At 61.3% G+C, this 8,662-nt stretch carries 11 protein-coding genes and 1 pseudogene; 8 read left to right on the top strand and 4 right to left on the bottom strand.

Features of this window, described 5'->3' with window-relative positions; translation table 11 throughout:
* Window positions 1-353: 353 nt before the first annotated feature.
* The 3 genes and pseudogenes from FJ548_RS22005 to FJ548_RS21995 form a co-directional block, all read right to left on the bottom strand.
* A pseudogene (locus FJ548_RS22005) lies at window positions 354-775 on the bottom strand (IS1595 family transposase); the annotation flags it as partial.
* A gap of 17 nt (window positions 776-792) precedes the next feature.
* Window positions 793-1,104: a hypothetical protein gene (locus tag FJ548_RS30535; protein ID WP_246678732.1), complete on the bottom strand. Its 312-nt coding sequence runs from the start codon at window positions 1,102-1,104 to the stop codon at window positions 793-795.
* 508 nt (window positions 1,105-1,612) lie between these two features.
* Complete coding sequence (locus FJ548_RS21995) at window positions 1,613-2,191, bottom strand: NUDIX domain-containing protein (RefSeq protein ID WP_140778961.1); 579 nt, start codon at window positions 2,189-2,191, stop codon at window positions 1,613-1,615.
* Window positions 2,192-2,349: 158 nt separating this feature from the next.
* Here FJ548_RS21995 and FJ548_RS21990 point away from each other — a divergent pair, with 158 nt between their 5' ends.
* The 3 genes from FJ548_RS21990 to FJ548_RS21980 all read left to right on the top strand — a co-directional run bounded on the left by FJ548_RS21990 (window position 2,350) and on the right by FJ548_RS21980 (window position 4,146).
* Window positions 2,350-3,453 carry an NADH:flavin oxidoreductase/NADH oxidase gene (locus tag FJ548_RS21990; RefSeq protein WP_140778960.1) on the top strand — a complete coding sequence of 368 codons (1,104 nt, stop codon included), beginning with the start codon at window positions 2,350-2,352 and terminating at the stop codon, window positions 3,451-3,453.
* 144 nt (window positions 3,454-3,597) lie between these two features.
* Window positions 3,598-3,876, top strand: coding sequence for a DUF982 domain-containing protein (locus tag FJ548_RS21985; RefSeq protein WP_032925336.1), 279 nt, complete (start codon window positions 3,598-3,600; stop codon window positions 3,874-3,876).
* Window positions 3,877-3,906: 30 nt separating this feature from the next.
* Window positions 3,907-4,146: a DUF2188 domain-containing protein gene (locus tag FJ548_RS21980; protein WP_140607517.1), complete on the top strand. Its 240-nt coding sequence runs from the start codon at window positions 3,907-3,909 to the stop codon at window positions 4,144-4,146.
* Between the two features lie 97 nt (window positions 4,147-4,243).
* On the opposite strand, the gene FJ548_RS21975 is transcribed toward FJ548_RS21980, so the two are convergent.
* Window positions 4,244-4,528 carry a hypothetical protein gene (locus FJ548_RS21975; RefSeq protein WP_140778959.1) on the bottom strand — a complete coding sequence of 95 codons (285 nt, stop codon included), beginning with the start codon at window positions 4,526-4,528 and terminating at the stop codon, window positions 4,244-4,246.
* Window positions 4,529-4,850: 322 nt separating this feature from the next.
* Here FJ548_RS21975 and FJ548_RS21965 point away from each other — a divergent pair, with 322 nt between their 5' ends.
* The 5 genes from FJ548_RS21965 to FJ548_RS21945 all read left to right on the top strand — a co-directional run bounded on the left by FJ548_RS21965 (window position 4,851) and on the right by FJ548_RS21945 (window position 8,249).
* Window positions 4,851-5,594: a competence/damage-inducible protein A gene (locus tag FJ548_RS21965; protein ID WP_140694411.1), complete on the top strand. Its 744-nt coding sequence runs from the start codon at window positions 4,851-4,853 to the stop codon at window positions 5,592-5,594.
* 81 nt (window positions 5,595-5,675) lie between these two features.
* A complete protein-coding gene (locus FJ548_RS21960; protein ID WP_140607520.1) occupies window positions 5,676-6,509 on the top strand; it encodes a universal stress protein in 834 nt (277 codons plus the stop codon).
* 116 nt (window positions 6,510-6,625) lie between these two features.
* The gene (gpt, locus tag FJ548_RS21955) at window positions 6,626-7,126 is read left to right on the top strand and encodes a xanthine phosphoribosyltransferase (RefSeq protein ID WP_140607521.1); all 501 of its coding nucleotides are present in this window, start codon (window positions 6,626-6,628) and stop codon (window positions 7,124-7,126) included.
* Window positions 7,127-7,336: 210 nt separating this feature from the next.
* Window positions 7,337-7,825, top strand: a complete 489-nt coding sequence (locus FJ548_RS21950; protein ID WP_140607522.1) for an NUDIX hydrolase — start codon at window positions 7,337-7,339, stop codon at window positions 7,823-7,825.
* Between the two features lie 115 nt (window positions 7,826-7,940).
* Window positions 7,941-8,249, top strand: a complete 309-nt coding sequence (locus FJ548_RS21945) for a PilZ domain-containing protein (protein WP_140607523.1) — start codon at window positions 7,941-7,943, stop codon at window positions 8,247-8,249.
* The last annotated feature ends 413 nt before the right edge of the window (window positions 8,250-8,662 follow it).

Here is an 8,662-nt window from a genome sequence, read left to right as displayed (position 1 = left end):
CGCTTCACCGCCGAGCAATGCACAAACTACTTCAGCGCCGCAGGTTACGAGCCAGAGTGATCAGATTCTGCTCTAGCTTCTCAGCGTGACGCCGCCCATTGGGCGAAGATAAGAAATTATTTGCTTCTCTTTTCGCTCGTCCTCTGTCTAGCCGTTGCGTGTCTGGCAATTGCGATATGATGCCGGCAAGAGCCGCGATTTGCCCGGATATTTGATCTAAGGCTGTTTCGATCCGGCGTTCGCTGTCAGTAGGCATAATGTTTGGTCCCCCCTTTTAACTTTGACCAAACAACGCTTACGCTTTCTTTCTCATTCTGTGGAGTCGGCGCGCCTTCTGGCGCAAGGTCTTTGCTCTAGTGAGCGCTTCGATAGGTCAGTCGCTTGCCTTCGATGCCTTCCATGATGGCGTCAACGCGCATCTGGTCGGTGAAGCCAAGCTTGGCGTGGCGATTGTAGCGGAAATCGAACTCGGCAAGGTAGCGGTGCAAGTGCGCCTCGCCGCAATGCTGATAGACCCCAACCATGCCGCGCTTGAAGACTGAAAACACGTTCTCAATTGTGTTGGTGTGGACGATGCGGCCGGCTTCGTAGCGAACGTATTCGCCGCCAGTGTGCTTGACCGTGGCGTGGTCGGCAAACTCCTGTCCAGTGAAGGTGTAGAAGTTCGACTCGTCGGTCATGAGCGTCGATTTGCGGTCGGCGTTGCGGACCAGCACATCGCGCGCAGATGCTTCGTGGCGCGCTCGACATAGAAGGAACGCACGGAGCCGCCACGGCGTTCGTCCCCGTTTGTTAGATGCGCGTGGGGCCATTCTCTTGGCCACCAAAATGTCGTACCGGCGGCCGCTGATCGGTGCTTCGCCCATGATCTGGCCCACCGCCCATCTCAATGATTCCGACCAGCGCGCGAACAAACTCAACCATATCGTTTGCAGTGAGGGCTGCCCTGTCGGGACTCTGCCCAATGTGCTCGGCGGCCGCGCAACATGACAGGCGGATGAGATCGTAGTGCGAATCCCTTTCATCCTCCGGCAACGCCGCTAATCTCATGGCTCGGCGATGAATCAACCGCAGCAATTGTTCGAGAGCTGCTCCGACACTCATGCGTTTGCTCCGCATAGCGTTTCCGGCGCTCCAGGACGCGTTGGAACGTCGACGAGAACGTGTTCCCTCCCTGTGTCAAAGCTGCATCTCAGTCATTAATATATCGTTTATTGCTAATATAATAGGCTTGCAGGAGCCAGGTGCGCGCGTCGGACGACGCCCGCTGCTCCTCAGAAATCGTTCGTGTCAGCGTCATCTCGGTAGGGTTGGCATAAAGGCCCGTCACGGTCGGGCAGCGGAGCGTCCGGGCAGCGATGAAATATCGCAATCGTCCTGAGCAATCCCAATGTTATCCCGCATTTGGCGGATCGAGCTTCGTCAGGCGCTGTTTGGCCTCGATCACGCCGCTGCGCGGACCTGATCCGGCTGCAAAGCGCGATGTAATCCCGACATCACAGTCCTCGTCCAACGTTTCTACCGCGCGTTCCAGAGCGAGTTCCGCTCGGTTGACGCACTGTCTGGCCCCAGATTTGCCAAGCCAGGAGCCTGGAGGGCGCCAGAACACGATTCAAGCCGCGATCGGGTTCAGCTTCAGATGCTGGATCAGGATGATGGTCTTGGCATCGACGATGCGGCCGTCGGTTATGCCGGCGAGCGCTTCGTCGAGCGGCATTTCCAGAACTTCGATGTCCTCGCCTTCTTCCGGGGCGCCGCCGCCGGCGGAGATGCAGTCGGCGGGCGAATAGCGGGCGACGAAGAACCAGAGCCGCTCGGTGACGCTGCCCGGGCTCATGTAAGGCGAAAACAGCCGCTCGACATCCTTCAGGCGGTAGCCGAGTTCTTCCTCGGCTTCCTTGCGGATGGCGGTCTCCGGATCGTTTTCATCCAGCAGTCCGGCACAGGCTTCGATCAGCGGTTCGCGATGGCCGGTCACGTAGGCGGGATAGCGGAACTGGCGCACCAGAAGCACGGTCGAACGCAAAGGGTCATATGGCAGGATCACCGCCCCATCGCCACGATCATAGGTCTGGCGGATTTGCGTTTCCCACTGGCCGTCACGCCGGCGATAGTCGAGCACGGTCTTCTTCAGGACCGCCCAATCGTCGGAAAGAACCTCTTCCGAGCGGATGCGAATACGGTCTTCCATCGGGCACCTCTGAGCTGCTGGCGCAGGCAGCCCTAGACGCGAACCTGCTGCCGCGCAATCGGGCCAGCGATTGGTCCAGCAGGCGTTTCACTCTCTCGTGTGTGGCATGGAGGGGATCCGTTGCCTAAATAGCAGGTTCCCTCCCCGGAGTTTCTTCCATGACGACATCGCTTTTCCAGCCCATCACGCTCGACGGGCTCAGCTTTCCCAACCGCATTGCCGTGGCGCCGATGTGCCAGTATTCCGCCGAGGACGGCTCGGCCAGCGACTGGCATCTTTACCACTGGATGAACCTGGCCATGTCCGGCGCCGGCATGGTCACCGTCGAGATGACCGATGTCGAACGGCGCGGCCGTATCACCCATGGCTGCCTCGGCCTCTATTCCGAAGACAATGAAGCCGCCGCGCGGCGGGCGCTGGACGCGGCCAGGCGCGTTGCCGCCCCGGGCACCAAGTTCGGCACGCAGCTTGCCCATGCCGGCCGCAAGGCCTCGAACCGCAAGCCTTGGGAAGGCGGCGGGCCGTTGCAGCCAAACGAAGATCCCTGGCAGACCGTTTCGGCCTCGGCCATAGCCTACGACACCGGCTGGAACGTGCCGCGTGCGCTGGAAGACGACGAGATCCTCCAGCTCATCGAGCGGTTCGCTGAAGCCGCAAGGCGGGCCGAACGCGCCGGCTTCGACTTCATCGAGCTGCATGCCGCGCATGGCTACCTGATCTTCCAGTTCCTGTCGCCGCTCTCCAACCAGCGCACGGACCGCTGGGGCGGCTCGCTGGAAAACCGGATGCGTCTCGCGGTCGAGATCGCCAGGGCGGTGAAGAAAGCGGCACCAAGCCTGATGCTCGGCGCGCGGCTGTCGGTGAAGGACTGGGTCGATGGCGGCTTTGACGTCGATGATGCGATCGAGGTGGCCAAAGCGCTCAAGGCCGAGGGCGTCGCCTATCTCTGCTGCTCCAGCGGCGGCAACTCGCCGTTGCAGAAACTGCCCACCGGTCCCGGCTATCAGGTGCACCTGGCGGAAGCCGTGCGCAAGGGCGCCAGGATCCCGACCCGTGCGGTCGGCCTGATCGACGATCCGAAGCAGGCCGAGGCTGTCATCGCCGAGGGCCGCGCCGACATGGTGGCGCTGGCGCGCGCCTTCCTGGCCGACCCGCGCTGGGGTTGGCGTGCGGCCGCCACGTTCAGCGAAAAGATCCATCCGGCGCCGCAGCTCGCCCGCTCGGTGACGACGATGGAACACTGGATGAAGGCGGCGGGCTGACCGATCCCACCTCCCAATGCCGGCGCGGTCCTGCCCAGCGACATGCATCGAACAAACTTAAGTCGCGTTGCAAACGCGACGCGACTTTTGGGCGCAGTCCGAAGGCCATTTTTGAAACCAAATTGGCTGCTTTGCGTTGCGGCCATGATGGACAACAAACCCTTTGAAACGCCTGTAGTGGTCGAGCTTGGCCATGTCGGCAAATATCGCCATATCCGCAGCACCCAGGAAGCGGCGGAGTGCCTGATGACGGTTTGGCCGCTCAATCGCGGCCCGCGTCACCGTGATGCTCTCGACACTTGCCTCAAAGTGCTGGAAGGTTATCGTTCGACAGCGGATGCACGACGGGCACTGATCGAGGCCGCCAGGGAATCGGAAGTGCTTGTGCCCGACGACAGGCTATCCGACGACCGGCTGCATTGAGCAGGCGGAGCTTTCAACCGGAGGTTTTTAATGGCGAAGCTGACTTACAAGATCGTCGAACATGACGGCGGCTGGGCCTACAAGGTCGGCTCGACCTTCTCGGAGACGTTTCCCACCCACCAGGACGCGTTGCGCGCCGCCGAAATCGCTTCGGCCGAGCAGCAAGTCGCGGGCGCCACGGACGGCATCCAGTATGAGGACGCCGAGGGTAAATGGCACGAGGAATTGGCCGATGGCCGCGACCGGCCGCAGACCGAGGTTTCCGACTAAACTGCCAGCAGAAGAAAACTTGCCTGCACAAAGACAGGGTGCCGACCGCGGACGTCAGGAGAGACGACGTCCTGCGGTCAGCAGCCGCCCAGCGGAATTATTTGCCGCAGTACTGATCGTTGACGTTCAGCCCGGCATTGGCATCGGGACCAGGGGTGCTGGACGCACATGGCCCGATCGGACCAGGGTTGCCAAGGCTGTTCAGCCCAGTGCCATCCGCATTGATGCTTCCGGTGGTGCTCTGGTCGACGCCTTGGGAATCGTCATTGCCGAACAACCACCAGTTGTGATGGCTGGAATACGTGCCGTCCGACGGCTGGGCCATCGCCGATGTTGCGAGCCCGATTGTCAGAACCGACGCCGCGAGAAGTTTCGTATACATTGAATCACTCCGTATCTTGGCCGCCTTGGGTGCGACACGGGGTAAACCCGGCGATCAGCGGGATGGTTCATTGAAATTGTTGTGAGGCCGCGGTGATGGAATGCACGGGCTGCAATCCGCTCTATGAAATCAACGACCCGCTTCGGTTCGACGAACTGCGGCATGTGGCCGGCACCGTCGACACGTTCACATTGAATTGCGAATGCAGATACCGCCGGCCGGTCGAAACACAGCGCCGGCCGCGTGGCATTGCAGCAGGCCGCGCGCCGCGCTATCTCAGGCGACATCGCCTTCCCAGACGACCCGTCTTGCCGGAGCCTTCATGCCCGAAATCGTTACCGCCGCCATGCTTGTCATCGGTGATGAGATTCTGTCCGGCCGCACCAAGGACAAGAACATCGGCCATCTCGCCGACATCATGACGGCGATCGGCATCGACCTGAAGGAGGTGCGCATCGTCCCCGACGAGGAAGACGAGATCGTCGCGGCTGTGAATGCCGTGCGCGCACGCTACACCTATGTATTCACCACCGGCGGCATCGGTCCCACCCATGACGACATCACCGCCGATTCGATCGCCAAGGCGTTCGGCGTGCCCTGCGAATACGATGCCAAGGCCTACGCGATGCTGGAGGCGAGCTATGCCGCGCGTGGCATCGAATATACAGAGGCGCGCAAACGCATGGCGCGGATGCCGCGCGGCGCCGACCATATCGACAACCCGGTGTCGGTGGCGCCCGGCTTCCGCATCGGCAATGTCCATGTAATGGCCGGTGTGCCCGCTATCTTCCAGGCCATGCTCGACAATGTCGTGCCGACGCTGAAGACCGGCACGAAGATGCTGTCGGCGGCGGTGCACTGCCCCTTCGGTGAAGGCCTTGTCGGCGGGCCGTTGGGCGAGATCCAGAAAGCGCATCCGGACACGATCATCGGCTCCTATCCGAAATATGGCGATGGCAAGTTCTGGACTGAACTGGTCGTTCGTGCCCGTAGCCAGGAGGCGCTCGACGCCGCGCGCGCCGATGTCGAGGCTATGGTGGCGGGATTCGCCGTCAAGGCGGGCTGATCGGCTCGAGGCCGGAACCAAGCACGGCGCGGCCACGTTTCTTTCCGACTGGTTCGGCGCTCGCAAGATTGAGGGATCATCATGCGCTTCAAGACCATGGTTGCCATTCTGCAGAACGAGCAGGATGCCGAGCGCGTGCTCGACTGTGCCATTCCGCTTGCCAGCCGCTTCGAGAGTCATCTGATCGGCATCCATGCCGAGGCGCTTCCTGTACCCTACACATCGGCAACCGGATTCCCGGACACCGAGTTCTTGCAGGTCTCGGCCGACATGAACCGCGAGCGGGCCAACAAACTCCAGGCCGTGTTTCTCAGGCGTATCGAGGATTCCGGCCTCTCCTTCGAGTGGCGCAGCCTGGAGAGCTTTTCCGGCGACAGCGCGCTGACGGGCATTTCAAGCGTGCGCGCCGCCGATCTCATCATAGCCGCCCAACGCGAGACCGGCGGCGACCCCAGTGCCGACGTCGATACGCTGGTCTATGACGCCGGCCGGCCGGTCCTGGTGGTGCCGCACGCCGGCCCGCTGGTCACCACCTTCAAACGCGTGCTGCTCGCCTGGAACGGCAGCAAGGAAGCCGCCCGCGCCGCCTTTGACGCGTTGCCCTTCATCATCGAGGCCGAGAAAACCGACATACTGGTCATCGATCCGCCCGATACGCTCGACGAAAGCCCGGAAGCCGCCGGTGCCGAAATCGCCTCCGCCCTTTCACGCCACGGCGCCACCGTCAGCGTCTCGGTGCTGAAATCGGGCGGCACGTCTGTCGATGACATGATCCAGAACAGGGTCGCCGAAAGCGGTGCCGATCTCCTGGTTCTTGGCGCCTACAGCCACTCCTGGCTGCGTCAGCTTCTGTTCGGCGGGGTGACGCGCACGGTCCTGCGCACCGCGCAGGTTGCGGCCTTCCTGTCGCGATAAGTCCACAACGATCACTGGTGGCCACCCTTGCCAAACCCAAGGGTTTCCAGTTAATTCCGCGCGCATTCCCCTGTTTTCTTGCACGCGGTCCTCGCGTGCTGCGGAGTGCGCGAGACATGTCCCTTCCCGAAAAAGCCTTCCCGGTCTCCTGGGACCAGTTCCATCGTGACGCCCGCGCGCTCGCCTGGCGGCTTGCCGGCACCAACAAGGGGCAATGGAAGGCGATCGTCTGCATCACGCGCGGCGGATTGGTTCCAGCGGCGATCATCTCGCGCGAGTTGGGCATCCGCATCATCGAGACGGTCTGTGTGGCCTCCTATCACGACTATACCAGCCAGGGGCAGTTGCAGGTGCTGAAGGAAGTCACGCCGGCGCTGCTTGCCGATGATGGCGCCGGGGTGCTGATCATCGACGACCTGACCGACACGGGCAAAACCGCCGGTATCGTACGGGCGATGATGCCCAAGGCCCATTTCGCCACCGTCTACGCCAAGCCCAAGGGCAGGCCCCTGGTCGATACTTTCGTCACTGAGGTCAGCCAGGACACCTGGATCTATTTTCCCTGGGATATGGGCTTCACCTATCAGAAGCCGATCGCTGACGATCACGCCGGCTGATTCGGAACGGGCGCTTTTTCCAGTTTAAGCCGTCACCAGCGACAATATTTGCCTGCGCGGCCAAGCCCGCGGAGGCAGAATGTCCTGTGAAATCAACCTTTGTTGAGGGAACCGGCCAGCCTGATCAAAGTTTTTACTTTTATTGGTCACGATTAGTCGTAGAATCCGTGAGGCGGCAAACGATTCTGGAGGCTGGGGCTAGCTTCTCCGATGTTGATAAGGCCAACGACGCACAACCATCTGGCTGAACGGGTCCAACGGCTCTTCGGTATGGCTCCATGCCGCCTGCAGGTTGCCGCCCTGCCCTGGCGCAATGTGGGGAACGGTGTCGAGATCATGCTGATCACCAGCCGTGACACCGGCCGCTGGGTGCTTCCCAAAGGCTGGCCTGAGGCCAGGGAGCCGCTCTGCGAGGCGGCCGCACGCGAGGCTGGCGAGGAAGCCGGATTGCGCGGTAGCGTCTCTCATCTCGAAGCCGGTCGCTACTTCTATGCCAAGGTGCTGGCCTCCGGCGAAGAAGTACCCTGCGAGGTGCTGGTGTTTCCGCTGCATGTCGACAAGATCGCCGACCGCTGGAAAGAAAAACACGCCCGCACCCGCAAATGGGTCAATTCCAGCGAAGCGGTGCGCATGGTCCATGAACCCGACCTGTGCCAGATCATCGCCTATTTCTGCGCCGACCCGCACAAATTTTCCTAGACCGCCGCCGGCCTGTGCCGCGTGCGCCACGGCGGATTCACACGCCTGTGATGTGCCGCATGAATGGTTTGCTAATTTTTCTTCGCTAGGAAGCGGCCAATCTGGCGTTTGATCGATGGCGAAACCTGTAGACCCACTTCAGCAAGACCCGGGCAAGCCCAAGCGCGAGCGCCGCCCTCGCGTGCTCAAGGGTGCAAGCATCATCACCGGGTCCCATTCGGAAGTCGCCGTTTTGCTGCGCAACCAGCATGCGGGCGGCGCCGAACTGAAAATACCGCTCGAGGCCCGGATTCCCGATCGCTTCCTTCTTTACGTGCCGCTCGACGGCGTCGGCTATCGCTGCGAGGTCCGCTGGCGCCGCAAAGACAGGATTGGCGTGCAGTTCACCGGCACCGAGCCGAAACCGAGGTTGCATTACGGCTGAACCACGATTTGCCCGGCGCCTCCCAACGTCGGCAATTCGCAAACCGGCGACCCAAACGACCATCGCGGCGGCGCATTTCTATCCCCGTTATCCACATGTGTGACACACAAGATGTTGAGGTCACAAAAGCTACGCAAACGAATCCTTGACGGCGCAAAACGAGTCGCCTTTTATAGGCCATGCGCTCCTGTTGAGAGCGCGACCGGAAAGTTCTGAGCCCGGTCTTTTTCCCGGATTATGTGTGTTTTTTTCCCGCATTTCCGCCTGTTACGAGGCCGGCGGAAGCGTTGGGATTGTGGGGCATGGGGCGACGAAAGGGAGAATTGTCGGACTGGAATAAATTGTCTGTTAATACTATATTTAGTGTTTGCAGGTAGGTTCGGCGCTAGATAGTGTGAATTTCCCTCGATCGA

It is taken from the genome of Mesorhizobium sp. B2-4-17, assembly GCF_006441275.1.
GTDB lineage: Bacteria > Pseudomonadota > Alphaproteobacteria > Rhizobiales > Rhizobiaceae > Mesorhizobium.
Note: the sequence above shows the minus strand (reverse complement) of the source record. Positions and strands in the feature narration are given on the sequence as shown.